Genomic DNA, 25223 nt, shown 5'->3' with positions numbered 1-25223 from the left:
TCATAATCTCTTAATGATCTTACTTAAAACCTCGTCGGTTTTAAGCTCCAACCCAATCACTTAACTTTTCGTTTCATGCATTGCGTTGGTGTGCTGCGTATTCTATACAGTTTCACAATGAGCGCAAGTGCTTTTCATAAAAATATATGAAAATATAATTTGGTCGTTCATTTTTTACTCTGAATGCGTATTTTTAGCAGGTTTAGGTGTGTAAATCCATCATTCTGGCCTGAAATATATTTTCAAAGTGTAACGTTTAGCTCTCAAACTAAAAAAGATCGGTATAAACCGATCTTTTTCATGTTTTTTTAATTCCCTTGCTCTGCTAGCCATAACATAAACTTCCGACGCTCTTCTTTAGATGCTTGTTGCCAAAGCTGAATCAGCTTTTGGTCAGTAGAAGTTTTTATTGCTGTTTCAGCTGAATTTAGATTCGCTACCACTGGTGATACCGCTGCCTGTGCATAAACAGGCGCAGGCTGATTTGCAGGAGCAACTGTTTTAGTTGTCAAGTCTAGTGCTTTACCTAATACACTTTTACCCAATAATGGTTTGGTTTCACTATTTGCGCCTGACTGTTGTACCAACAATTGATTTCTGGCGTCGTATAAACCAATAATCGGTTGGTCTTTATATTTTTGTGCAGTATCAAAATCTTTAGGTGCATTAATCAAAGCCAAACGATAACTTTCGCCATCTTTTAATTCAGGTGTTTTAACTGTTACTACATCCGATTTTAAAATGTCATGGCTATTATCATTATGCTGGAAGAATTCGATATAACGTACACTAATACTGTTTGAACCCGGATCTAGCTTATAAGTCTGTTTTTTACGGATTAATCCACTATTCACTTCTCGCTCATTCACCCCGACAATCTTGATTTCTTCTGGTGCCGTCAAGGTCACTGCTGAAAAAACAGAAGTACTTCCCATTAAAGTCGCAACTGCGATCATAATACGTAAATTCATTCGCTTCTTTTTCCTGATTATTTAAGTCTGCTTGCACTATGCCGAGTATACGTGACAATTTTATGATAAATCACTTAGACAAATAGCCAAGACTTTAAGCATATATCCATCTGATTCATTCAGCTAAACACTTGGTCTTAAATGAATACAAAATAAAAAAGGAGCACCGAAGCACTCCTTTTTTATTATTTAACTCAATTAATTAAAAGTTTTAAAACGCTCTGCATCATCCATAAAGGTTTTTTCACCTGCTGGTGCTTCGATCGAACCAAACACGAGTTGGGCACGTAGCTTCCAGTTTGAAGGCACATCAAAAGCAATCGAAACTTCATCATCAATGATCGGATTATAGTGCTGCAAAGAGGCACCAATATTTTTCTCCGCCAGCGCTGTCCAAGTGGCAAATTGGGCAATTGCTGAAGAATGCTCTGACCATACCGGGAAATTATCTGCATATAATGGGAATTGTGCTTGCAGCTCTTTCACTACTTCCTGATCTTCATAAAATAAGGCTGTACCATAACCTGCTGCAAAACTGTTAATTTTATTATTTGTTCCTTCAAACGCATCAGCTGGCACAATTTTCTTTAAAGTATCACGAACAATATTCCAGAAATTTTGATGCGATTCACCAAACAGGATCACCACGCGGGATGTTTGCGAGTTAAAAGAAGATGGGCTATGACGTACCGCTTCCTTAATTGTATTTTCAACTTCTGTCTGATCTAGGCTTACATTATTACCAATTGTATAGATGCTGCGACGTTGTTTGATCTGATCTAAAAATGCCATGAAGAACCTCTTGTATATCTTGTCTTGTTCAAAGTTGATAAAGAGAGATTAATCTTTTTATCACCCAAAAACAGGCGTATATAAAAAACGTAGTGTTTTATTTATAGAACAATAAGAGGATTTTTAACGTTTAATATTTGTATTGAACCCACTAGCAAACATTTCCAGCGGGTTCTTGGTCTTTATGATTTTAGGTAAATATGCGGAAGCGATCCTGAAAGTTAGGATCTGGACGAGCTTCTGCAGGCTGTTCAATAGAACCAAAACAAAGCTGGGCACGTAGCAGCCAGTTTTCATCTATTTTAAAATGTGCTGCAACTGCCTGATCCACCATTGGATTGTAGTGCTGTAAGGATGCTCCTAATCCTGAATCTGCAAGTGCTGTCCAGACAGCAAACTGCGCCATACCCGAAGTTTGCTCAGACCAGACCGGAAAATCTTCAGCGCTCATTGGCATTTTCTTTTGTAACTGCTGAATAATTGTCTGATCTTCATAAAATAGAACAGTTCCAAAGGCAGCAGCACATTGATCAAGCTTGATTTCAATTCCTTCGAATACCTGAACAGGCATTTCCTGACGTTTGACCTCTTTCACGATTTCCCAGAATTTATAATGTGAATCACCAAACAAAATCACGATTCGTGCACTTTGTGAATTGAATGCTGAAGGACAACTACGTACCGCAGCTTGGATCAGTTCAGCAATATACGCCTGGCTATAATGAACTCGTCTTCCCAAAGCATAAATACTACGGCGTTTTTTCAGCTGATCAATAAAAGTCAGCTCATCTCCCTGTACAATTTTGCTTTTTTTTGAAAATTTAAAATCTTTTGTCAGGTCTGCCGTGAGTACATGCCCAATCTTATTTAATAACGCCATTTACACTTTCCCCCAATCAACACATGCCTACCAATAGGTGGACTTGTTTATTGTAAAGGTTTTGGCTAAAAGGCTTATGACATAAGCTTTCAAGGCCGTTGCTTTTTACAGCAAACAATCGATCTAAAAACAAAAAACTCCGCGCTAAGCGGAGTTTGTGTGACTTATTACACGATTATTTATTTTCAGTTTCAAATAATGCAGCAACAAATGATTTGGCAGAGAATGGACGAAGATCGTCAATCTTTTCACCTACACCAATAAAGCGGATTGGAACATGAGTACGGCTGGCAATATTAAACAGCACGCCCCCTTTAGCAGTCCCATCCAGTTTGGTGATCGTAATACCCGTCAGACCGACTGCTTCATCAAACATTTCTACCTGATTAATGGCATTCTGACCTGTACCAGCATCTACAACCAGCATCACTTCATGCGGTGCAGTTGCATCAATCTTCTGCATTACACGTTTCACTTTGGTCAACTCTTGCATCAGATGGCTCTTGTTATGCAAACGGCCTGCTGTATCAGCAATTAGGACATCTACACCTTTGGCACGTGCACTTTCAAAAGCATCAAAAATAACAGAGGCAGAATCGGCACCATGACCCTGAGCAACTACGGCGATATTATTACGCTCACCCCAGATTTGCAGTTGTTCAGTTGCCGCAGCACGGAAGGTATCCCCCGCTGCCAGCATGACTTTTTTGCCTTCGCCTTGTAAACGTTTTGCCAGCTTACCAATGGTTGTGGTTTTACCTACACCGTTTACACCGACAACCAAAATTACATAAGGGCTTTTGTTCGGGTCAATATGTAACGGTTTTACACGCGGTGCCAATAAAGCCACCAGTTCTTCCTGAAGCGCTTTATATAATGAATGAGAGTAAATCAGGTCTCCACGTGCTGTACGCTCTGTCAGATTGGCAATAATGGTCTTGGTTGCATCTACACCAATATCTGCAACCAATAATTGCTCTTCTACTTCTTCTAGTAATTCGTCATCAATTTCTTTGCCACCGATGAGGATATTGACCATACCATCTGCAAAGTTTTTGCGGGTCTTGGTTAAACCTTCCTTCATACGGCTAAAGAAACCGCCTTTAGGAGCAGATTCTTCACTCGGTATTTCTGTTGCGGCAGGCGCTGAAACAACGGCTTGTTCGCGTGGCGTTTCTATAATTGGCACATTGACCGCAGGTAAACTCGGTAATGTGACATCGTCATCTCCGATATCAGCATCAATCAAAAATTTGTTTTGCTCATTAGATTGCTGTTGCATGCCGAATCCTTGAAAAGCATTGCGTTAAAAAATGGGATTCTACCATAAGTTATAAGGTTTTAGCTTTAGATTAAAATTCCATTTCTACTACACCAAAAAGCAACAGCACCGGTTTGCTTTCAATTGCACAATTCTTAAAATGGCTTATAAATACATCTGCTTATTTTGGAATATCCAGTGTTCAAATCACTTATTTTTATGCACGCTCGTCCAATCCAGTTTAAGCGATACATGTATTCGCTTGGTACAATACTGATGTGTTTAAGCAGCAGCCAGCTTCAGGCACAAACTATAGAAAAAGCCAAATCTGAACTGACGCGTAGTACCTTTGAAACCACCCTGAAAAATGGTCTAAAAGTCATTATCCGGGAAGACCACCGTGCACCGATGGTCATGACCCAGATCTGGTATAAAGTCGGCAGTACGGATGAATCCGGCAACACTCTGGGTATATCTCATGTGCTGGAACATATGATGTTTAAGGGCACCAGCAAAGTTCCAAATGATGAATTTACACGGATTAGCCGGATTTATGGAGGCAGTATCAATGCTGCAACCTTTACCAATTACACCAATTATTATCAGCTTTATCCCAAGGCCTACTTCCCGATGGCGCTCGAACTCGAAGCAGACCGTATGAGTAATCTGCTGCTACGCCAACAGGATTTTGAGCCGGAAATGAAAGTGGTTATGGAAGAGCGCCGCCAGCGCACCGAGGATAATCCCCGTTCACGTGCCTTTGAACGTTTTAAATGGATCAGTTATCCCACCAGCCATTATCGCCAACCGGTGATTGGTCATATGAAAACCCTGAATAATATCCAGCTGAACGATGTAAAACAGTGGTACAAGACCTGGTATACGCCGAACAATGCCATTCTGGTGATTGTTGGTGATGTAGAGTCTGAACAAGCGCTGTTACAAGTACAGAAATACTTTGCTGACACACCTTCACGTGCTACCCCCCAACGCAATGATGTACTTGAGTTTGAACACTTGGGCTATCGTCACATGGAAATCAATACCGATGTGCAAGTGCCCAACCTGTACATGACCTGGAATGTCAAATCACTGGCTTCAGCAATCAATCCGCAGGATGCTTATGCTCTGACAATTATCCGGAGTTTGCTGGACAGTGGTATTTCCTCACGGCTGCAAGATCGCTTGGTACGAGACCGCAAACTACTAACTTCTGTCAGTGTATCGTATGATCCGTATAACCGTGGTGACAGCCTGTTTAGTATTTCTGCATTACCTGCAAATGGCGTCAGTTTTGAAGATGCGCAAAAAGCCATTCAGACAGAAGTTGATGCATTAAAAACCGAAGATATTCCCAAGCATGAACTTGAACGCATCACTACCCGCTTTGTTTCCAACCTTATTTATAATCAGGATAGTATTGCTGGTCAGGCTAAAATGATCGGCAATCTGGAAGTGAACGGCTTAAGTTACCGACTGATGGATGAACTTCCTAAATATTATGAAAATGTCAGTATGAGCGATATTCAGCGTGTCGCGAATAGCTATTTTATTCGTGAAAATCTCAGTACCTTATACCTCGCACCGGAAACAAAAGCACAATGATGATCAAGTTCAAGTCTGCATGTTCGAATAGTTTATTAATTGTTGCGTTGAACTGTGCTTCTGTGGTCTGGGCCGAAAGTGTTCAAAATACAGAAGTTATACCGGAAGATAATCCCACCCAGTTGCAATCTATTCCTTTGCTACAAAGTTTAAAAAATCTCAAGAATGAAAGACATTTTCAGGCACCTTATGTACATGAGCTGAATAATCGCTACAAAGTACGTACGCTGTTTGTCGAAACCAAAGATCTGCCGATGGTCGATATTCAACTAACCTTTAATGCTGGTGCAGCACGGGATGAGGAAATTCAGAAGGGTTTGTTTGGTTTGTCCAGTATGGCAGCCAAACTGATCCGGGAAGGAACCGATACATATACTGCGCGGGAAATTGCGGCTGTTTTTGATCAAAGTGGCGCACAATTTAGTGCCCAGGCATATCGGGATATGTTCGTCATCCGCCTACGTGTAATGTCTGATCCGAAAAAACTGGAACCCGCATTGGCAATGATGATGGAAGTACTTAAACATGCTTCCTTTAAAAATCAGAGCATCAGCCTGGCTGTTAGCAACACCAACGTTGGTCAAAAACAGCTACAGGAAAATCCAGGCCGCTTAATGGATATCCGCTTTTATAGAACCTTATATGGTCAGCATCCTTACGCACAGCCAATTACAGGTACCATTGGCGGCACTCAAAAAGTAAATCCTGAACATTTAAAGAAGTTCCGTGATCAGTTTCTGGTTGCGCAAAATATGAATATTGCGATTACTGGAAAACTTAGCCCAAAAGAAGCCTTAGCCCTGTCAGAACGCATTGCAGGAAATCTCAAGCAAGGCACACGAGCAAAGTTATTGCCTGATCCACAGCTAAAAAATGATATTGAGGTAATCCATATTCCCTATAATTCAAGTCAGGCTCATGTAATGTTCGGGCATATCGGACCCAGTCGCTTTAACAAAGATAGGCTGGCTTTAGAAGTTGCGAATCGTATATTTGGTGGTAGTGGCTTTAATGCGGTATTGATGCAGGAGTTAAGAATCAAGCGTGGCTTTACTTATGCTGCTTACAGCACTTTTAGCTTTACTCAGGCACCGGGTGTATTCAGTTTCCGCTATGCGACCCGTCAAGACCAGCTATTAGACAGTATTCAGGTCGCGCATCAGGCATTGATCAACTTTGTAAATCAGCCGATAAATACTAAACGACTGGAAGAAACCAAATCCGGCATGTTAAGGGCATTTCCAAATAACTACAGTAGCAATGCTACCATTAACGCCCAGCTCGGAACGATGGGATTCTATGCAGAGCCACGCGATTATCTCGCCACCTATCCAGAACGATTAGCCAAAATCACAGCAAAAGATGTTGAAAATGCAGTACACAAACATCTGCATCCAGACCGTTTAACCGTAGTGGTCGTCAGTCAGACACTGGATAAAGATAACCTAAAAACAGCCTTAAAAGCGAATTTAATAAGTACGGCTACGGCTGAGGGATTAATACTCACACCTTAAATTTTAAGGCTGATCCGCTTTTACTGCAGGTAACTGATGTGCACGGACTGATTCCTGCTGGTATGCCTGCATCAATTTAAGATATTGTCCACGATAAACCGCTGGCCGCTCAAGCAAGGCTATAGCCATATCTTGCGTTTGTGGTAACTGTTGCTGTATGGAAAGTTGCTGAATTTGTTCAGATTGAACCGTAGTGACAGGACGATAAAGTGCAATACTTGCCAGCACCATAATAAATAAAAAAATAAAAATAAAAACGCTGTTATAAATTTGCTCCAGCGTTAATTTGGACAGAAATATCCTGATTTTTTCTACGTCAATAGCCATACACTACCTCTAATTCAAAGTAGTGTATGGCTGCATTGCAATAAGTTCAAGTAATCAACCGGAAATTCGCCTGATTTGCAGACGGCTTACTTTAGTTGAGTATTGCCTGTTCTATTTAAATAAAGCGATAAAAACGGTACTTCCCAGCATACCAGCAGTAATTGCCAGAATCAGGAAGATAGCAAACTTGCTCAGCCCAGACTCTGCACTGGCTGGGTGCAGGCGGTCGGGATCGGCAAGACGTACCAGTTCTGAATTATAAAGTTTGTAGAATTGTTCACGCTGATTCTCGTCTAGCTGACGGGTAAAATCATAGACTGCTTTACGCTGTGCCAGACTATACTCCCCTAAATGGATTTCTTTATGGAAAATAGCTGCATCTAATTTTTTCCGGTGCAGTTGCGCCAATGCCATTACTTGGCCAGCTGTCGGGGGAATATCAAAATCAATTCCATCTAATGTGCGCGACATGTTATTCTCCTTGTTGTTAGCTTAATAGTTACTTCTTATAGTAATAAAAAATATATTTGATGATAGTTTAATCATGTAAACTACATAACAAAAATAAAATTCGATGAAATAATTGACTTTTCACCCATTTTGTAATATTAGTTTAACATTACTCAGTTATATTTGTAGTTAGACTAAAAAGTCTATCCGTAATCATAATTAAAATTAAGGAGTTTTTATATGATTCAACAATTCTCTCCACATGAACTTGAACATCTGTATGCTGAAGCTGTGAATACAATCCAGTCACAAATGAATTTTTCAGATGCTGTCAAACAACTTGAAGATGCTGCACGTGCAGGCCATGGTAAAGCGGCGCTTTTTTTAGCTGAACTTTATTATCAAGGTTTCCGTGTCGAGCGCGACTCAATGAAAGCCCAATACTGGCAAAACATGGCCACCATGCAAGCCTAAAAAAACGTCACCCCGGTGGCGTTTTTTTATATTTACAATATTACTTATACATGATGAAGCATTAACATAACGATTTCTTGCAAAGCTGAAACAGTAATTTCATATAGTTTTCTTAAAATGACAGCGTTGTTCTACGATAGCTTGATCATAATGAAAATGCCAAATATTAAAGATATCCAACCACTGCCTAAAGACCTTGCGGTCAAAATCACCATCCTGAAATCGATGATGTACTGCGGGGTACTTTGGGGACTGTTCCATGAAGGCTGGGGCATGATGCGCGATCAGGATGAAACCCTGTTCCCGTTCTGGCTTAATTCATCTCATGCGGCAAATTATGCCAAAAAGAACTGGCCAAATTATAATCCGCGCAAAATCACGCCTGAGGATTTTGAGCGGGCACTGTTACCCACCTTGCATCGTCTGAATGTCACTCCTGTCCTGGTACGTGGCAGTGGCAAACAAATTAAGCTGACAATTGGACAGGTGCGTCATTTCTTTTTTTCAGGACAAGGGCTGCACTTCGCTGCATAACATGTTATTTATAGAGTCAGCACAGCAATTACCTGAAGATAAACAGCTTAAACTTCAGGATAAATAATAACAGCTAAGGACTTAATAATGACGAATGTAGCGCAAGTACTCAAAGACAAGCCCTCTCAAGAAATCTATACCATTCATCCAGAAGCAACGGTTCTTGAAGCCATTACTTTAATGGCAGATAAAGATATCGGTGCGATTGTAGTGGTCGAAGAAGATAAAGTGGTCGGAATTCTTTCCGAGCGTGATTACACTCGAAAGATTGTGCTGATGGAACGTACTTCCTTTGATACGACTGTCAGCCAGATCATGACTTCTAATGTAATCACGGTAGATTGCCACACTTCTGTGCCGGACTGTCTCAGCTTAATGACCAATAAACATTTGCGTCATTTACCAGTGGTAGAAGCAGGAAAACTGGTGGGATTGGCTTCAATTGGTGACTTAGTTAAAGCAGCCATGAATGATCAGCAAATTTTGATTGATCAACTACAACAATATATTTCGGGTTAAATATTAATTCAAAAAGCCATTTTGTAATGACATTAGATTGACAAAGAAATGATAAACATAAAAAACCGCTCAATTTGAGCGGTTTTTTATTTACAGATATAGCTAGATTAGTTGAGACCTAACTTTTCAGCCACATAGTCAGAGTCTTTATCACCACGACCTGATAGATTCACAACAATTTTCACATCTTTTGGCAATTTACCTGCTTCACGAATCGCCCAAGCCACCGCATGTGAACTTTCCAACGCAGGCACAATACCTTCTACACGTGATAAAGTCATAAAGGCATCCAGACATTCCTGATCTGTTGCCGTCGTATATTCCACACGACCCAAATCTTTAAGCAGACTATGCTGCGGACCGACACCTGGATAATCCAGACCAGATGCAATTGAATGCACTGGTAAAGGTTCACCCTGCTCATCTTCTAATACATAACATGCCATACCATGAATCTGGCTGGGCTTACCTAAAGTCAGCGTTGCAGAGTGTTTGTCAGTATCCAGACCATGACCTGCCGGCTCTACACCCACCAGTTTTACTTCTGGTTCATTTAAAAACGCAGTAAATGCGCCCACCGCATTGGAACCGCCCCCTACACAAGCTACGACATAATCCGGGTTTGCACCAAAACGATCATTACTTTGTACCTTGATTTCATCACCAATAATCGACTGAAAATCACGTACCATCATTGGAAATGGATGCGGTCCGACCACCGAACCGATGGCATAGATATAATTTTTGGGATCTTTTAAATATTCCTCAAAAGCACTATCTACCGCATCTTTCAAGGTAGCTGTACCACGAGTGACTGAAATCAGTTTGGCACCGAGAATTTTCATTTTCACCACGTTCGGGTGTTCTTTCTCGATATCCACCTGCCCCATATGAATTTCACATGGAATACCAACCAATGCACACGCCGTTGCCAAAGCAACACCATGTTGTCCGGCACCTGTTTCAGCAATCACTTTGGTTTTACCCATGTATTTTGCTAACAGTGCTTCACCCAGACAGTGATTGATTTTGTGCGCACCTGTGTGGTTTAGATCTTCACGTTTTAGGTAGATCTGCGCCCCACCGAGTTGATCAGATAGACGTTTGGCATGAAATAATGGACTCGGACGACCAACATAGTTTGCAAACAGGTCTTTTAATTCATTCTGAAACTCAGCAGTTTGACGAATTTCCTGGTAAGCAACATTAATATCATCCATTGCCTGTTTTAGATCTGGCGGAATAAACTGACCGCCGTAGTTCCCAAAAAAACCCTCTTCATTTGGCAATGCAATACCATTAATTTGATGATCCATAGCGATCCTTAACAATCTGAACTAAATTTATAAAAACTACTTTATATTAAAATGTTTTGTTTTAAAGGACTAATAACTATAAATAAAGTCATCAATAGATAAATGGAATCAGCGCGCCAGATATTTGGTCATATCTTCAATGCCTTTTAGGGTCATTGGATACATATGCTTTTCAAAGATCTGCTGAATCAATCCGATGGTTTGCGTATAGTGCCAGTAACGCTCTTCTTCCGGATTTAACCAGGCCGTTTTTTCAAAATGCTGACGCAGACGCTGTAACCAGACCTGTCCTGCTTCATCATTCATATATTCCACCGAGCCTCCCACTGAATGCAGCTCATATGGCGCCATACTGGCATCACCAACCACGATTACCCGATAATCGCGACCATAAGTGTTCAGCAGATCCCAGGTATTCATACGGGTGCTGGAACGGCGAAAATTATCTTTCCAGACATAGTCATACAAACAGTTATGGAAATAAAAATATTCCAAAGTCTTAAACTCGGTTTTGGCAGCACTAAACAGTTTCTCACACTGGGTAATGTGTGCATCCATGGAGCCGCCAACATCAAATAGCATAAGCACTTTGATGCGATTACGGCGTTCCGGCACCAATTGCACATCCAGAATGCCCTGCTTGGCTGTTTCACGAATGGTACTGTCAATATCCAGTTCTTCAGCAGCACCCTGACGGGCAAACTTACGCAGGCGACGCAGTGCCAACTGCATCTGACGGCTACCCAAAATTTGGTCATCATCCAGATTACGGTATTGACGCTGTTCCCAGACTTTGACTGCTGAACGCTTACGCCCCGGCCCGCCAATACGCACACCTTCAGGATGATCGCCATAGGCACCAAAAGGTGAAGTGCCGCCAGTACCAATCATTTTATTGCCGCCCTGATGTTTTTTATGCTGCTCGCGCAAGCGCTCTTCCAGCATTTTCATCAGTTCTTCTAGTGAACCGGCTTTTTTCAGCTCTTCACGCTGTTCTGGTGTCAGATGCTTTTCCAATAGTTCCAGATCAAACCAGTCTTTGGGCAGCTTATGCACCTGATTCAGCAATTCATCCAGATCGAAAGTGGCGATCCCATCAAAATAGTCTTTCATGGCACGATCGAACTTATCGAAATAGCGCTCGTCTTTGACCATGACGGTTTTGGCCAGCTGATAGAACTCGTCCTGATCGGCAAAGACCAGTCCTGCGGCAACTGCCTGATTCAGATCAATCAGCTCACGGGTCGATACCGGTACGCCGTATTTGCGTAAGGTATAAAACAGTCGCACGAACATGCGTGTTTCTCCCTTAACGGCGTGACATGAATGCTAGGCGTTCAAGCAGCTGGACATCCTGCTCGTTTTTGATCAGCGCACCATACAGCGGTGGAATGGCTTTAGATTTATCGGCATTACGCAATACATCTTCTGGCATATCATCTGCCATTAACAGACTTAACCAGTCAATTAATTCGGAAGTTGAAGGTGGTTTTTTCAGGCCCGGAACCTGACGTAATTTAAAGAATACTTGCAATGCCTCATTTACCAAGGTTGCTGAAATATTCTCGAAATGCACATCAATGATGTCACGCATGGTTGCTTCATCAGGAAATTCGATGTAATGGAAAAAACAGCGGCGCAGGAAAGCATCCGGCAATTCCTTTTCATTATTTGAGGTGATGATGACAATTGGACGCTGTTTTGCAGTAATAGTTTCGCCTGTTTCATACACAAAGAACGACATCTTATCGAGTTCATGTAACAGGTCATTTGGGAATTCAATATCTGCCTTGTCTATTTCATCAATCAGCAATACACAGCGCTCTTCACTGCTAAATGCTTCCCACAGTTTTCCTGGCTTGATGTAGTTTTTGATGTCATAGACACGGTCATCACCCAATTGGCTGTCACGCAGACGCGATACTGCATCGTATTCGTAAAGGCCTTGCTGGGCTTTGGTGGTGGACTTGATGTGCCAGGTGATGAGTTTCATTCCCAGGCTTTCAGCCACCTGTTCTGCCAGCAGGGTTTTACCTGTGCCCGGCTCGCCTTTGACCAGCAGCGGTTTTTGTAAACTGCGTGCGGCTTTGACAGCCAATTTTAAACTATCAGTTGCAATATACTGACTTGTACCAGAAAACTGTTGATGATCCACAGACATGATTTAACCTTATTTTTTTATTTACAGTGGTGAAGTTTTTTTGTTTACAGCAATCTTTGCTTTATTTGTTACATAGCTTGACCAGCAATAGCCGATCAGTGAAGCAATACCAATCACAAACAGAATGAGTGAGGCATTGATCCAGACCAGTTCTTGTTCCTTGGTCAATACACCAAATATCAGTCCGAAAATCGCTGGGGCTAATGAGGCATTCGGGCCTTCGGATACTGTCGGCGTTAGCAGGATGGCAAACACTAAAATCCAGAGAAAACCACCTGCCGGTTTTGGCAGGCGCTTAGTCACGCCATACCAGCATAACAGTGCAATTATACTGCCAATCAGGTATACCGCGATGGCAATCGATTCTTCAGGAATTGAATCTAATACAGTTACATAACCATTCATTTCACAACTCCTGAATAAATATTAAGCACCACGAAGACCTTCTGGTTCTACAGCATTCGGGTTAATCAAACCTTCAGGCGGCATTTGCAGGAAGAAACCACGGGTTTCAATCGAGTCGATCACGTGCAGCACATTAGCACGTGCCAGCTTGCGGGTTTCGCTCAGTTCAAGATGCATGACAAAAGTCGCACGACCAAATGCTACGCGGACAGCTTCGCCCAGTACGTGAAGTGGATCGAAAGTTTCAGCTTCATTTTCTTCAGCTGGACGAGCTACATAAAGGTACATTTCATCCTTTTTGCTCGATTTGTAGATAGACACTTGCATGATTTTGATTTAGACAACAATTTAGAAAAATCAGTAGCAAGGATACCTTAAAACGTCACCTGAGGCATTAGCCATAATTAACGCATCAGTCGTGATTTTGTATAATTGCTCTTTCTTTAATCAGTTTTGCAGTCAAGTTTCTATCCAGGCTTTAGTCAACAACTTTCATCTGTCTAGAAAGATAGGATTCATCCTGACGTAGCAGTTCAACCAGGGGCTTGGTCAGATGGTCATAACGCCAGCCAAGTAAAAATTCCGGCAAATCCTGTTCATTATTATGGAAAACAACATGCTGGTATAACGCATTCATCCATTTTTTGCGCATCAGGACTTCTTTCGGGATGGAAGTTTCATCTACAACATTTTGAATGATGGCATCAACTTTTGTACCGACTTCACTTGAAGAATGACGGATTGGACGTGCCAGACGTAATGGCCACTCGGATTGATCTGGCAAAAATTTCAGCAGATCCAGAATCATCTTGCCATGATCACGAATAATATTGGCACGCAGATCTTTCACAGTGCTGAGCTGGAACATATTCTTAGGGTTCTTCTCCACCAGATTAATCATAGCCGAGTTTTTCATAATGAAACTGCGCGGAATATTCAGTGCCTTGGCAATCTGCTCACGCCATACTGCAAGCTGCTGTAGCTGCATCAGCTGACGGCGTGAATGACGATAGTTGCCAACATCCTGATATAACAAGGCCGTTGGTGTTTCCTCGCCAATTTCCCGGGTCATGAAGCGACAATCTTCCAGTGCCAAGTCTAACAGGTGCTTTTGTTTCAACTCCTGCTTGATCTGATCACCCAAGTGCACCAGATAATGCACATCATTGGCTGCATACAACAATTGTTCATGACTTAAAGGACGTGCCAACCAGTTTGAACGGGTTTGATCTTTTTCAATTTCAACATCTAGCATCTGCTTCAAGGCATTCTGATAGCTGACCTGTAAACCATGCCCCAGAAACGCCATCCCTACTTGGGTATCAAACACATTACTCAGAGATTTTTGCTGGGTATAGTGATAGATCAGATCAATGTCTTCTCCACAGGCATGGAAAATGTTCTGTTGTGCTGCAAAGAGACGCTTGAAGAACTCGGTCAGATCCAGGGTCGTACCGTCGAGCAGATAGACATTGCCACAGACATTAATCTGGAACACACCAAGTTTCGGCCATAAAGTATCGACCTTGATGAACTCTGTATCCAAAGCATAAACCGAGCTTTGATCCATTTGTGCGAGTACTTGATCGAGTCCAGCTTGATCTTGAATAAATTGAAACATAAATGACTGAATCAGCGTAATGTGGATGTCCGAATATAGTTATCTTAACTGATATTTATAATATTTATGATAAAAAAATAAACATTTAGCTATAAAATTTCGCAATAACAATATCGATAAATTAAATGAATATTCTTGTATTTTTTCTAACTTGTTCTTCTCTTTAGTAAAACGCATGCAGAGAAACAGGTTTATTTCATCCGCATGCGGTTATGTACAGCTTGGCTTAAGGTATGGCTGTCTACATATTCCAGTTCACCACCTTGTGGTACACCTTGGGCAATCCGGGTAATCTGAATCGGTAAATGCTTGCTGGCTTCCATCAGGTAGTGCGCAGTCGCCTGTCCTTCTACAGTTGCATTCGTAGCCAGAATCACTTCACGAATCTGCCCCCTGTTTAAACGCTCGAGTAGATATGGAATCCCAATTTCTTCAGGCCCAATTCCATCTAGTGGTGACAAATGTCCACCCAATACATGGTATTTACCACGAAAACTGCCACTCTGCTCAATAGCCATCACATCCGCTGGTGATTCCACCACACAAAGCAGCTCATTATCACGTTCAGTTGAGGTGCAGATATTACAGACTTCATCTTCAGTGAGTGAATGACAGATCGAACATTCATGAATATGGTTGGTTGCTTCAGTCAATGCATGTGCCAGACCAATCGCACCTTCACGGTTTTTCATGATCAGATGCAATGCCATACGCTGGGCCGATTTCGGCCCAACGCTTGGCAAGATGCGTAATGCTTGAACCAGTTGATCAAAACGATCACTAAACATTGCGCAAATTTCCTTAGAATAGACCAGCCAGACCTGGAGGTAAGCCCATGCCCTGGTTTGCAGACTTCATACGTTCTTCTGAAATTGCTTCAGCTTGGCGTGCCGCATCATTCATTGCAGCCGCGATCAGATCTTCAATCATATCCGGATCATCCTGTAGAAGTTCTGGATCGATCTGAATGCGTTTTACCACATTACGTGCAGTCATCGTTACTTTTACCAGACCACCACCCGCTTCAGCATGAACCTCTACCAGCGCAAGCTCTTCTTTGGCTTTTTTCAGGTTGGTTTCTACTTCCTTTTGCATGCGCTGAGCTTGCTGCATCAACATGTTAATGTTCATAAAAATCTCCGAACATAAATTTATAAAAATTAGATTAGATCTAAACCGCGTGTAATATCACGGATAATATCATCAATATCTTCCAAACCAACAGAAACACGAATTAAACCTTCACGAATACCTGCGGCTTCTTTTGCTTCCGGTGAGAGTTTACCGTGGGTTGTGGTTGCCGGGTGGGTAATCGTTGATTTCGCATCACCCAAGTTACCCGTGATGGAAATAAACTGAGTATTGTCGATGACTTTCCAGGCACCTTCACGACCACCTTTCACTTCAAATGATACGATACCACCGAAGCCGGTTTGCTGCTTTACCGCCAGCTCATGACCTACATGCTCAGGCAGACCTGCGTAGTACACTTTTTCTACTTTTGGATGTGCATTTAAGTATTCAGCCAGTTTCTGTGCACTTGCGGAGTGTTCACGCATACGCAGACGTAAGGTTTCCAGACCTTTCAGGAACACCCAGGCATTGAACGGACTCATAGATGGACCTGTGGTACGCACATAACCGAAGATTTCTTCAAGCAATTTGTGATTACCGACAACTGCACCACCCAATGCACGACCCTGACCATCCAGGTACTTCGTAGCTGAATATATAACGAGGTCAGCACCAAATTTGATTGGTTGTTGTAATACAGGTGTACAGAAGCTGTTATCAATTGCCAGTAATGCATCATGAGCATGTGCAAGATCTGAAAGCGCCTGAATATCTGCCACTTCAGCCAGTGGGTTAGATGGAGATTCTACAAAGAACAGTTTCGTTTCGGGCTTGATTGCATTTTTCCAGGCATCGACATCGGTCAAGTCCACAAAATCAACTGCCACACCGAACTTGCCTACATACTTTTCAAACAGAGAAACCGTAGAACCAAATACTGCACGTGAACAGATCACATGGTCGCCTGCTTTCAAAAAAGCCATTGCCACTGCCATAATCGCAGCCATACCCGAACTGGTCGCTACGGCGCGCTCAGCACCTTCAAGCGCAGCCAGACGTTTTTCAAACATTGCGACCGTAGGATTGGTAAAGCGTGAGTAAATATTACCAGGTTCCTGACCTGAGAATTTTGCTGCCGCTTCAGCCGCATTTTCATAGACGAAAGAAGATGTCAGGAAGATCGGTTCTCCGTGCTCACCCTCAAAGCTACGTGTATGACCTGTACGGATGGCTAAAGTATCTAATTGATAATCGTCTTGCTGGCTCATCGCTCTAATTCAGCCCTGGCGGACTGCCTGTTGTAAAAAATTGCCAACATTTTGAGCGCCTATGCTATTTCAGGTCAAGGCATAATAAGCAATTATTGCCTAGACTTCGATCACTCCCTACCGGACACGGACAATTTATCTTTATGATTCAGTTAAAACAAAATCTGCAACGTCAACAGAAAAAACTCAAGCACCTGCGTGCGCGGTTTTTCAACAGCTCCTCACTGGTGCTGTCTCAAAAAACCCCGTTTGAGTACATCAAGGAAACTGAATTATATAAAGTCCGGCATTATCCAGCACCTGAAAGAAAGTTTAAGGAACCTTTGGTATTTGTTGCGCCGCTGGCGATTAACATGGGTATTTATGATCTGTATCCCTACCGTTCATTAGTAAAGCATTTCCAGCATAGCGGTTTTGAAGTATACCTGGTGGAATGGAACCGTTTCAGCTTCAAACACAAAGAGCTGAATTTTCTGTCCTTTATCGATCAATCCATTCCAGATGCCATAGAGCATATTTGCGAACATGCAGACAGTCCCTATATTTCCCTGCATGGCTGGAGTATGGCAGGTGTCTTTGTCACCCTGTATACTGCGCTACACTCTCCAGAGCATGTGAAAAACCTGATGGTCATGGGTAGCCCAATTGACAGCTATGCCTCTGGCCGCATCGGTAAACTGTTTGAAACTACCAATAAACTGATTTCACAAAATCCAGCCCTGCGAAATACCGTACATAAGGGATTAATCCCCAAACACTATATTCATACGCCAGGTATTTTGAATGCCTTAGGCTTTAAACTGCTGGATCCTGTGGGCTGGTTTAAAAGTCAGAAACAGTTTTTGCTGAATCTGGAAAAACCCGACTATGTCTATGAACACGCCACCATGGGTCATTTCCTGAATAAAATGATCGATTACCCGGGTGGAATCAATCAGGATATGGTGCTGCACCTGTGGTTACAGAATCCTCTTAAAGATGGTTCGATTAATCTGCATGGCAATAAGATTGATTTAAAAAATATTTCCTGCTCACTCATGGTCGGTGCTGGTTTGACGGATCAGATTGTTACCCGAGAAGCTGCAGAACCACTCACCCAGCTGACCAGCAGCAAAGATATTACTTTTACCCTGATTCCAGGTGGACACCTTGGTTTAATGTCAAATCAAAAGACAGCCAACACTTTTTGGCCTAAACTAACCACCTGGCTTGAGCAGCGTTCTACTCGACTAGCTCAATAATTCGAGAGATGTCCTCAAGCTTATAATTTTTAATTAAAAGATTTTGAGGGTTATCATGATTCAATCAGTTGCATTTCTTGGCTTGGGTGCTATGGGCTATCGCATGGCTGCGCATTTACCAAAGCATTTTGATACGGTCTATGTCTGGAACCGTACTGCTACCAAGGCAGAGCAGCATGCAACTGAATATGGTACACAGGCAGCAAGTCTGGAACAGGCCATCCAGGCAGATATAATCTTCTCCTGCTTACCCACCAGTGCTGATGTTGAAGCTTTAGTCCAAGGTCTGGAATTAAAAGCAGGCAGTATCTGGGTCGACTGCACCAGTGGTGTACCTGATGCCGCTCGTCGTCTGGAAGAAACTTTAGCAGATCAAGGCGTGATTTTTCTGGATGCACCCGTCAGCGGTCAGACGATCGGTGCTGAAAATGGCACTTTAACTGTTATGATTGGTGGTAGTGCAGCAGGTTTTGAACAAGCCCTTCCCGCGATTCAGGCTTTCGGCAAGCTGATCAAGCATGTTGGTGAATCTGGCGCGGGCTTTGCAGTGAAAGCAGTCAATAATATGTTAATGGCTGTAAACCTGTGTGCAGTTGCAGAAGGCTTTATGACGCTGAAAGCGCATGGTGTAAGTTTGAATGAAGCACTGGAATGTATTAATGCATCAAGCGGTAAAAGTAACGTAACTGAGACCGTGATGCCGCAGCGTATTTTAAACCGCAGTTTCCCGCTTACCTTTGCATTACCGCTACTTGCCAAAGATACAGGGATTGCGGTAGATCTGGTTCGTGATGCCAAGCTGTCTGCACCATTGCTATCGCTAACCCAGAACCTGATTCAGGCAGCTAACCTTCAGGCAGAAGAAAATAGTGACTTTTCTGCTGCAATAAAAATGTATGAATCATGGAGTAAAATTACTATTGAGTAATATATCGCCATTGAATCGTGAGAACAAAACCCAATATTGTGTTTAGGTATAGACACATGATTCAACACCAGAGGAAACCCGCATGAAAAAATTGACTGTTGCGACAGTGATGAGTTTTGCAGCATTGCTAGGGGCTTCAACTTCAGTTTTAGCTTCTGAACAAGAATGCAAAAAACTGAAAAATGATCATGATGTGATTTATGCTTCCAAGGGCTTCTGTTTTAAAGATCCAGATGCCAAAGCAAAGTATGGCAATGACAATTGCTACACAACCAAGCCAAAATTTTCAGAAAAAGAGCAACAACGTCTTGACGCGATCAAAGATCGTCAGAAAGAATTGAACTGTAAATAATTTAATTCAATGACGTTCAAGGAATGCCCTCATGACTTACGATGATCAAAATATTTTTGCACGAATTCTGCGCGGTGAACTGCCTGCAATCAAGGTGTATGAAGACGATCAGGTTCTTGCATTTATGGACATCATGCCTCAGGCAGACGGTCATACTTTGGTCATCCCTAAATCGCCTGCGGTGACACTACTTGATCTGGATCCTGAAGTGGCTGCATATACCATTCAGATCGTACAAAAGGTTGCCAAAGCCATCGAAAAAGGCCTAGGTGTAGAGGGTATCGTGCTGATGCAATTATCAGGTACCGCAGCGGGTCAGACCGTACCCCATGTACATTTCCATCTGGTTCCTACCTCTTTGCACAATCTGGGCAAACATGCCTTGGTCATGGGTGATCAGGAGAAAATTAACGCGCTAGCTGAGAAAATCAAAGCAGCGTTATAATGCTAGATTAAACCGATATAGAAATGGAGCTTTGGCTCCATTTTTTTTATCACCCAAAAATGAAAAATATTAATCTTGATGAAAGCCGATAAACAAAACAATTTAATATATTGATAAATAATAAATTTCTTAAAATAAAACATATACTATTCATATTTTTACATAACGAAACATTTAATATATTTGAAATATTTCCTTAATCTTATTGTCTTATTTGTAATCGATACTTAGCACCAATACAGGACGGTAGCAAAATTTAACAAAGCTACCACAACATCCTTGTTAGGACCAAAACAAGTCTTATTGGAGCTACACATGAAAAAAACTCTTTGCGCATTGGCAGTTGGGGCAACAATTTTAACACCAGTAATGGCAGCTGCTGCTGACGTTAAAGTATATGGTCGTGCACACGTTTCTCTGGATTATCTGGATGATGGTGCAGATTATAATGAAGTTGGACTTTCTTCCAACTCTTCTCGCCTAGGCTTTAAAGCTGAACAAAAATTAGAAAATGGTATGACTGTTTTTGGCCAAGTTGAACAAGAAATTAATTTCTCTAGTGGTGAAAAAGACGAGAAAGGTGTTAATTTTGCAACTCGCGATACTTTTGTTGGTTTAAAAGGTGATTTTGGTCAAGCGCGTGTAGGTCGTTTTGACAGTCCATTTAAAGTTGCACGTGGTCCAGTCAACTTCTTTGGCGATATGGTTGGTGATGTACGTAACGTAACGCGTATTGGTGACTTGAAATTTGACGAGCGTAATGAAAATACCATTGAATATAAATCACCAAAATTCGGTGGTGGATTCAACGTATTAGCAGCTCTTTCAATGCATAAGAATAAGAATATTGTGAAAGACGGTAATGATGAAGGTGTAGATGATAATAAAGCTTATGATCTTGCATTGACCTATAAAGAAGGTCCTATCGATTTTGCTGCAGCATATGAAAAATATGAAGACAATGCTGCAAATACATCGACAGATGTTTCAGCAACAGGAATTCAAGCTGAACGTGATGCTTTCCGTATTGCAGCAGCATATAAAATCACTCCTGATTTTAACTTAGGTGCTATGTATCAAATCGCTCAATATGACAATGATGCTTTAAGCAATTTTGATGCTCAAGTCTATGGTATTGCTGGAGAATACAAACTAACACCGAAAACTGCGCTACGTGGTGAGTATTTCTACCGTGATGTAGATGCTGATGATGCAAATTCAAGTTTGGTCGCGATTGGTGTTGAGCACCGTTTAGACTCTACAGTACGTGTTTATGCAAACCTAGCTACTATGCTAAATGATAAAAATGCTAACCTTGTGCCTTGGAAAGAAGGTCGCTCAAATACTGTAAGTGGCGAAACTGACGAAAATGCAACAGCTCTTTCTCTAGGCTTCCGCTACGACTTCTAAGCTCTACACTCCTCCAAAAGCTTAAAAAGAACATGCTGCATGTATGTTCTTTTTTTTGCCTACTTTTTCTCAATAATAAGAATCCACCTCACCTTTAGATTCCACGAAAGACCCTTCTCGTTTTAATCCCTAAAATTTTAATCTATTCTCATTTTCAATAAAAATATAATAAACCAAGTAAAATAATCAGAATTTAAAATATTATTTTTTCTTAATCCAACCATTTTAATAGGATATTAATTTTTAAATATAAGCAAAAAAGTCGGATTTAAAAATAATTATGTTTACACAAAATAATCACAAATATTTTAATTATTTTTTAAAAAACCATAATTTTAAATTTTTAATATTCAAATACTTATAAATATATATTTATTTAAACTGTTTAGTCTATTTATTTTTTATCACATTAGATTAATAATAAATTAACACGTTATAAAGACAGGCTTATTTACATGAGCTTAGTTCCAGAAAATCTAAATCAAAAAGTTGTAAGAGAGATCACTTTGATTTTAATAATCAAGGTCATTCTATTACTGACAATCAAACATATCTGGTTTGATGCGCCTACAATTCCCAAAAATTTTGACTCTCAAGTTGCCGAGCGTATTGCCGGCAGTCCTTCCCAAATCAAGGAGACACGTTGATGATTGCTGAAAGCGTGGTCGATCTTTCGCGGTTCCAGTTTGCTATGACTGCGATGTATCATTTTATTTTCGTTCCGCTGACCTTAGGCCTAGCCTTTATCCTGGCCATTATGGAAACCACTTATGTGATTTCCGGTAAGGAAATTTATCGGGACATGACCAAATTCTGGGGGAAACTCTTCGGGATTAACTTTGCACTCGGGGTAACTACCGGTCTGACCATGGAATTCCAGTTTGGTACCAACTGGGCCTACTATTCGCACTATGTAGGTGACATCTTTGGTGCACCGCTAGCGATTGAAGGCTTAATGGCTTTCTTCCTGGAATCTACTTTCATTGGCCTGTTCTTCTTTGGATGGGATCGTCTGTCTAAAGTGCAGCATCTGTGTGTAACCTGGTTAGTGGCGCTTGGCTCCAACATGTCTGCATTGTGGATTCTGGTTGCCAATGGCTGGATGCAAAACCCGGTAGGTTCTAAATTCAACTATGAAACCATGCGTATGGAACTGGTTGATTTTGGTGCACTAATCTTTAACCCGGTCGCTCAAGTAAAATTTGTTCACACTGTTTCTGCAGGTTATGTAACAGGTGCGATTTTCGTTCTGGCAATCTCAAGCTTTTATCTGCTAAAAAAACGTGACTTGCCTTTTGCCCGCCGTTCTTTCGCCATTGCTGCAGTTTTTGGTCTGGCCTCTACACTTTCAGTGATTTTACTAGGTGATGAATCTGGCTACGAAATTGGTGATGTACAAAAGACTAAACTGGCAGCGATTGAAGCAGAATGGGAAACAGAACCGGCACCAGCCGCATTCACTTTATTTGGTTTCCCAAATCAGGAAACCATGCGTACAGATTATGCAGTCAAAATTCCTTATGTCATGGGGATCATTGCAACCCGTTCCATCGATACTCCAGTGATAGGGATCAAGGACCTGCTGGTTGAACATGAAGGTCGTATCCGCAACGGTATGCTGGCATACGAACAGCTTGAAAAATTACGTGCAGGCGATCAATCTCCTGAAGTAAAAGCAGCATTTGAAAATACCCAAAAAGATCTTGGTTATGGTCTGCTTCTGAAAAAATACACTCCAAATGTCGTCGATGCTTCTGACGAACACATCAAAGCTGCTGCCAAAGACACTATTCCACATGTACCAAGTCTGTTCTGGGCATTCCGTGCCATGGTAGGTTCTGGCTTCCTGATGTTGCTGCTGTTCGTATTAGCGACTCTTGCTGTAGCGAAACGCAATGCTGAAAACAAACCTTGGTTATTAAAATTTGCCCTGTTTGCTTTACCACTGCCTTGGATTGCTGCACAAACTGGCTGGTATGTGGCTGAAGTGGGTCGTCAACCTTGGACCATTGGTGAAGTATTACCTACACACCTGTCTGCATCTACTTTAAGCACAGGCGATGTAATGGGCTCAATCCTGGCACTGGCAGCGTTCTACACAGTATTACTGATCATTGAAATGTACCTGATGATCAAGTTCGCTCGCCTGGGGCCAAGCTCATTACATACTGGTAAATACCATTTCGAAAAACCTAATTCTCAAGTAACAGCCGAGCAAGAAGACGCAGCTGCAGCTCTTCCAGAAGGTGCAACTGGCGAGGTGAAATCATGATTGAATATGAACTGCTCAAAATTATCTGGTGGGTATTGGTTGGCGTTTTGCTGATTGGCTTTGCACTGACTGATGGCTTCGATATGGGCTCAATGGCGATCATGCCATTTGTAGGTAAAAATGATCAGGAACGTCGTGCGGCAATCAATACGATTGCTCCACACTGGGATGGTAACCAAGTCTGGTTCATCACTGCAGGTGGTGCCCTGTTTGCAGCATGGCCAATGGTCTATGCTACTGCTTTCTCTGGCATGTACTGGGCGCTACTGTTAGTACTATTTGCATTGTTCCTGCGACCTGTCGGCTTCGACTACCGCTCTAAGCTGGAAAATACCAAATGGCGTAATTCCTGGGACTGGGGCCTAGCTGTTGGCGGTGCTGTTCCTGCATTAGTCTTCGGGGTCGCTTTCGGCAACATGTTCCTGGGCGTACCGTTCACTCTAGATGAAACTGTTCGTTCAACTTATTCCGGCAGTTTCTTCGCCCTGCTGAATCCGTTTGCTTTAGTATGCGGTATTGTAAGCTTGTCTATGTTGTGCGCACACGGTGGTGCTTGGTTAATGCTGCGTACTGATGGTGCATTACGTAAACGTTCTGCTCAAGCAACCAAAATTATGGGACTGGTTTATCTGGTGACTTTCCTTGCTGCTGGCGCATGGTTATATTTCGGCGGCATTCAAGGTTATACGCTGGTAACTCCATATGATACCAATGGTGTTGCAAATCCACTGGCTAAAGAAGTACTGATCAATGGCAATCCTGGCTGGATGAATAACTATACAACTTATCCAATTACCATGATTGCGCCAATTATGGGTATCCTTGGCGGTATTATTATCGTGCTGGCTGCCTCTAAAGCCAAAGCAGGCCTGAGCTTCCTAGGTTCATCTATGGCGGTGATCGGTGCAATCTTGACTGCCGGTTTTGCCCTGTTCCCATTCTTAATGCCATCTAGCATTAACCCTGTTGCCAGCTTGACCATGTGGGATGCAGTATCCAGTAAAAATACCTTGACGGTAATGACTGTCGCTGCATGCATTTTTGTTCCAATCATCCTGCTTTACACCACTTGGTGTTACTACAAGATGTGGGGCGTAATCACCAACAAACACATTCAAGAGAATTCACACAGCTTGTACTAAGCCTGTGTCCTAAGGAGACAAAATTATGTGGTATTTTGCATGGATTCTAGGGGTACTTATGGCGTGTTTTGCCAGTGTGATTGCTGCAATTTACATGGAACAGCACCAAGACCTAGATGAGGAATAAATCATGACTGAAGCTGCGCTAGAGAAACCCGTTATAGACAAGAAACCCAACAAATTTGCGATGGTGATTTCCTGCCTGCTGGCATTTCCACTCGCAGCGGTGTTACTGGTACATCCAGCTGCGATGCTGGATGA

Annotated in this window: 29 protein-coding genes and 1 pseudogene; 15 read left to right on the top strand and 15 right to left on the bottom strand. The window is 42.0% G+C overall.

The window, feature by feature from the left end; all coding sequences use genetic code 11:
* Window positions 1-308 precede the first annotated feature (308 nt).
* From B3D47_RS05175 to ftsY, 4 genes are all read right to left on the bottom strand, one after another.
* The gene (locus B3D47_RS05175) at window positions 309-971 is read right to left on the bottom strand and encodes a DUF2057 domain-containing protein (protein WP_273798965.1); all 663 of its coding nucleotides are present in this window, start codon (window positions 969-971) and stop codon (window positions 309-311) included.
* Between the two features lie 198 nt (window positions 972-1169).
* Window positions 1170-1763: a nitroreductase family protein gene (locus B3D47_RS05170; protein WP_248603341.1), complete on the bottom strand. Its 594-nt coding sequence runs from the start codon at window positions 1761-1763 to the stop codon at window positions 1170-1172.
* 190 nt (window positions 1764-1953) lie between these two features.
* Window positions 1954-2643 (bottom strand): nitroreductase family protein, encoded by a 690-nt coding sequence (locus B3D47_RS05165; protein WP_286860346.1) that lies wholly within the window; start codon window positions 2641-2643, stop codon window positions 1954-1956.
* A 175-nt stretch (window positions 2644-2818) separates the two neighbouring features.
* Complete coding sequence (gene ftsY, locus B3D47_RS05160; protein ID WP_048881222.1) at window positions 2819-3925, bottom strand: signal recognition particle-docking protein FtsY; 1107 nt, start codon at window positions 3923-3925, stop codon at window positions 2819-2821.
* A 198-nt stretch (window positions 3926-4123) separates the two neighbouring features.
* Between ftsY and B3D47_RS05155 the strand changes: the two genes are divergently transcribed.
* Complete coding sequence (locus tag B3D47_RS05155; RefSeq protein WP_171521734.1) at window positions 4124-5509, top strand: M16 family metallopeptidase; 1386 nt, start codon at window positions 4124-4126, stop codon at window positions 5507-5509.
* The gene (locus B3D47_RS05150; RefSeq protein ID WP_376747605.1) at window positions 5506-7023 is read left to right on the top strand and encodes a M16 family metallopeptidase; all 1518 of its coding nucleotides are present in this window, start codon (window positions 5506-5508) and stop codon (window positions 7021-7023) included. Before B3D47_RS05155 ends, B3D47_RS05150 begins: the two co-directional genes overlap by 4 nt.
* Window positions 7024-7026: 3 nt before the next feature.
* Here B3D47_RS05150 and B3D47_RS05145 read toward each other — a convergent pair whose 3' ends face one another.
* Complete coding sequence (locus B3D47_RS05145; protein ID WP_004815854.1) at window positions 7027-7350, bottom strand: hypothetical protein; 324 nt, start codon at window positions 7348-7350, stop codon at window positions 7027-7029.
* 111 nt (window positions 7351-7461) lie between these two features.
* The gene (locus B3D47_RS05140) at window positions 7462-7821 is read right to left on the bottom strand and encodes a hypothetical protein (protein ID WP_004815853.1); all 360 of its coding nucleotides are present in this window, start codon (window positions 7819-7821) and stop codon (window positions 7462-7464) included.
* A gap of 219 nt (window positions 7822-8040) precedes the next feature.
* Here B3D47_RS05140 and B3D47_RS05135 point away from each other — a divergent pair, with 219 nt between their 5' ends.
* The 3 genes from B3D47_RS05135 to B3D47_RS05125 all read left to right on the top strand — a co-directional run bounded on the left by B3D47_RS05135 (window position 8041) and on the right by B3D47_RS05125 (window position 9327).
* The gene (locus tag B3D47_RS05135) at window positions 8041-8274 is read left to right on the top strand and encodes a hypothetical protein (RefSeq protein WP_004815850.1); all 234 of its coding nucleotides are present in this window, start codon (window positions 8041-8043) and stop codon (window positions 8272-8274) included.
* 150 nt (window positions 8275-8424) lie between these two features.
* Entirely contained in the window at window positions 8425-8808 is a 384-nt protein-coding gene (locus B3D47_RS05130) for a DUF2750 domain-containing protein (protein WP_034424990.1), read from the top strand.
* Between the two features lie 87 nt (window positions 8809-8895).
* Complete coding sequence (locus B3D47_RS05125; protein ID WP_004815846.1) at window positions 8896-9327, top strand: CBS domain-containing protein; 432 nt, start codon at window positions 8896-8898, stop codon at window positions 9325-9327.
* Window positions 9328-9434: 107 nt separating this feature from the next.
* On the opposite strand, the gene trpB is transcribed toward B3D47_RS05125, so the two are convergent.
* The 9 genes from trpB to B3D47_RS05080 form a co-directional block, all read right to left on the bottom strand.
* Window positions 9435-10643 (bottom strand): tryptophan synthase subunit beta, encoded by a 1209-nt coding sequence (gene trpB, locus B3D47_RS05120; protein WP_008304195.1) that lies wholly within the window; start codon window positions 10641-10643, stop codon window positions 9435-9437.
* Window positions 10644-10751: 108 nt separating this feature from the next.
* Window positions 10752-11939, bottom strand: a complete 1188-nt coding sequence (locus B3D47_RS05115; protein ID WP_004893091.1) for a vWA domain-containing protein — start codon at window positions 11937-11939, stop codon at window positions 10752-10754.
* Window positions 11940-11952: 13 nt separating this feature from the next.
* Window positions 11953-12804 (bottom strand): AAA family ATPase, encoded by an 852-nt coding sequence (locus B3D47_RS05110; protein WP_004815840.1) that lies wholly within the window; start codon window positions 12802-12804, stop codon window positions 11953-11955.
* 21 nt (window positions 12805-12825) lie between these two features.
* Window positions 12826-13209 carry a hypothetical protein gene (locus B3D47_RS05105; protein ID WP_004815838.1) on the bottom strand — a complete coding sequence of 128 codons (384 nt, stop codon included), beginning with the start codon at window positions 13207-13209 and terminating at the stop codon, window positions 12826-12828.
* Window positions 13210-13230: 21 nt separating this feature from the next.
* Window positions 13231-13536 carry a YcgL domain-containing protein gene (locus tag B3D47_RS05100; protein ID WP_026056700.1) on the bottom strand — a complete coding sequence of 102 codons (306 nt, stop codon included), beginning with the start codon at window positions 13534-13536 and terminating at the stop codon, window positions 13231-13233.
* A gap of 151 nt (window positions 13537-13687) precedes the next feature.
* On the bottom strand, window positions 13688-14830 hold the full coding sequence (locus B3D47_RS05095; protein WP_286860335.1) for a ribonuclease D: 1143 nt from the start codon (window positions 14828-14830) through the stop codon (window positions 13688-13690).
* 191 nt (window positions 14831-15021) lie between these two features.
* Entirely contained in the window at window positions 15022-15618 is a 597-nt protein-coding gene (gene recR, locus B3D47_RS05090) for a recombination mediator RecR (protein WP_286860332.1), read from the bottom strand.
* Between the two features lie 13 nt (window positions 15619-15631).
* Window positions 15632-15961: a YbaB/EbfC family nucleoid-associated protein gene (locus B3D47_RS05085; protein WP_004815831.1), complete on the bottom strand. Its 330-nt coding sequence runs from the start codon at window positions 15959-15961 to the stop codon at window positions 15632-15634.
* Window positions 15962-15990: 29 nt separating this feature from the next.
* Window positions 15991-17172 (bottom strand): O-succinylhomoserine sulfhydrylase, encoded by a 1182-nt coding sequence (locus B3D47_RS05080; protein ID WP_180185146.1) that lies wholly within the window; start codon window positions 17170-17172, stop codon window positions 15991-15993.
* Between the two features lie 143 nt (window positions 17173-17315).
* Here B3D47_RS05080 and B3D47_RS05075 point away from each other — a divergent pair, with 143 nt between their 5' ends.
* The 10 genes and pseudogenes from B3D47_RS05075 to B3D47_RS05030 form a co-directional block, all read left to right on the top strand.
* The gene (locus tag B3D47_RS05075) at window positions 17316-18413 is read left to right on the top strand and encodes an alpha/beta fold hydrolase (protein ID WP_005222359.1); all 1098 of its coding nucleotides are present in this window, start codon (window positions 17316-17318) and stop codon (window positions 18411-18413) included.
* Between the two features lie 55 nt (window positions 18414-18468).
* Window positions 18469-19341: an NAD(P)-dependent oxidoreductase gene (locus B3D47_RS05070; protein ID WP_004893085.1), complete on the top strand. Its 873-nt coding sequence runs from the start codon at window positions 18469-18471 to the stop codon at window positions 19339-19341.
* 109 nt (window positions 19342-19450) lie between these two features.
* Complete coding sequence (locus B3D47_RS05065; RefSeq protein ID WP_372510725.1) at window positions 19451-19693, top strand: YARHG domain-containing protein; 243 nt, start codon at window positions 19451-19453, stop codon at window positions 19691-19693.
* A gap of 31 nt (window positions 19694-19724) precedes the next feature.
* A complete protein-coding gene (locus B3D47_RS05060) occupies window positions 19725-20138 on the top strand; it encodes an HIT family protein (RefSeq protein WP_180185144.1) in 414 nt (137 codons plus the stop codon).
* 315 nt (window positions 20139-20453) lie between these two features.
* The gene (locus B3D47_RS05055; protein ID WP_286860324.1) at window positions 20454-21548 is read left to right on the top strand and encodes a porin; all 1095 of its coding nucleotides are present in this window, start codon (window positions 20454-20456) and stop codon (window positions 21546-21548) included.
* A 455-nt stretch (window positions 21549-22003) separates the two neighbouring features.
* A complete protein-coding gene (cydP, locus tag B3D47_RS05050; RefSeq protein ID WP_004893080.1) occupies window positions 22004-22195 on the top strand; it encodes a cytochrome oxidase putative small subunit CydP in 192 nt (63 codons plus the stop codon).
* Window positions 22195-23820: a cytochrome ubiquinol oxidase subunit I gene (locus B3D47_RS05045; RefSeq protein ID WP_286860320.1), complete on the top strand. Its 1626-nt coding sequence runs from the start codon at window positions 22195-22197 to the stop codon at window positions 23818-23820. Before cydP ends, B3D47_RS05045 begins: the two co-directional genes overlap by 1 nt.
* Window positions 23817-24962: a cytochrome d ubiquinol oxidase subunit II gene (gene cydB / locus B3D47_RS05040; RefSeq protein ID WP_286860317.1), complete on the top strand. Its 1146-nt coding sequence runs from the start codon at window positions 23817-23819 to the stop codon at window positions 24960-24962. Before B3D47_RS05045 ends, cydB begins: the two co-directional genes overlap by 4 nt.
* A 25-nt stretch (window positions 24963-24987) precedes the next feature.
* Entirely contained in the window at window positions 24988-25089 is a 102-nt protein-coding gene (gene cydX, locus B3D47_RS05035; protein WP_004278713.1) for a cytochrome bd-I oxidase subunit CydX, read from the top strand.
* Window positions 25090-25092: 3 nt separating this feature from the next.
* Window positions 25093-25223, top strand: a pseudogene (locus tag B3D47_RS05030) (cytochrome bd biosynthesis protein); the annotation flags it as partial.

This window comes from Acinetobacter sp. UBA3461 (genome assembly GCF_002381195.1).
Classification (GTDB): domain Bacteria; phylum Pseudomonadota; class Gammaproteobacteria; order Pseudomonadales; family Moraxellaceae; genus Acinetobacter; species Acinetobacter schindleri.
The sequence above is the reverse complement of the archived record's forward strand: the minus strand, read 5'-3'. Positions and strand labels throughout refer to the sequence as shown.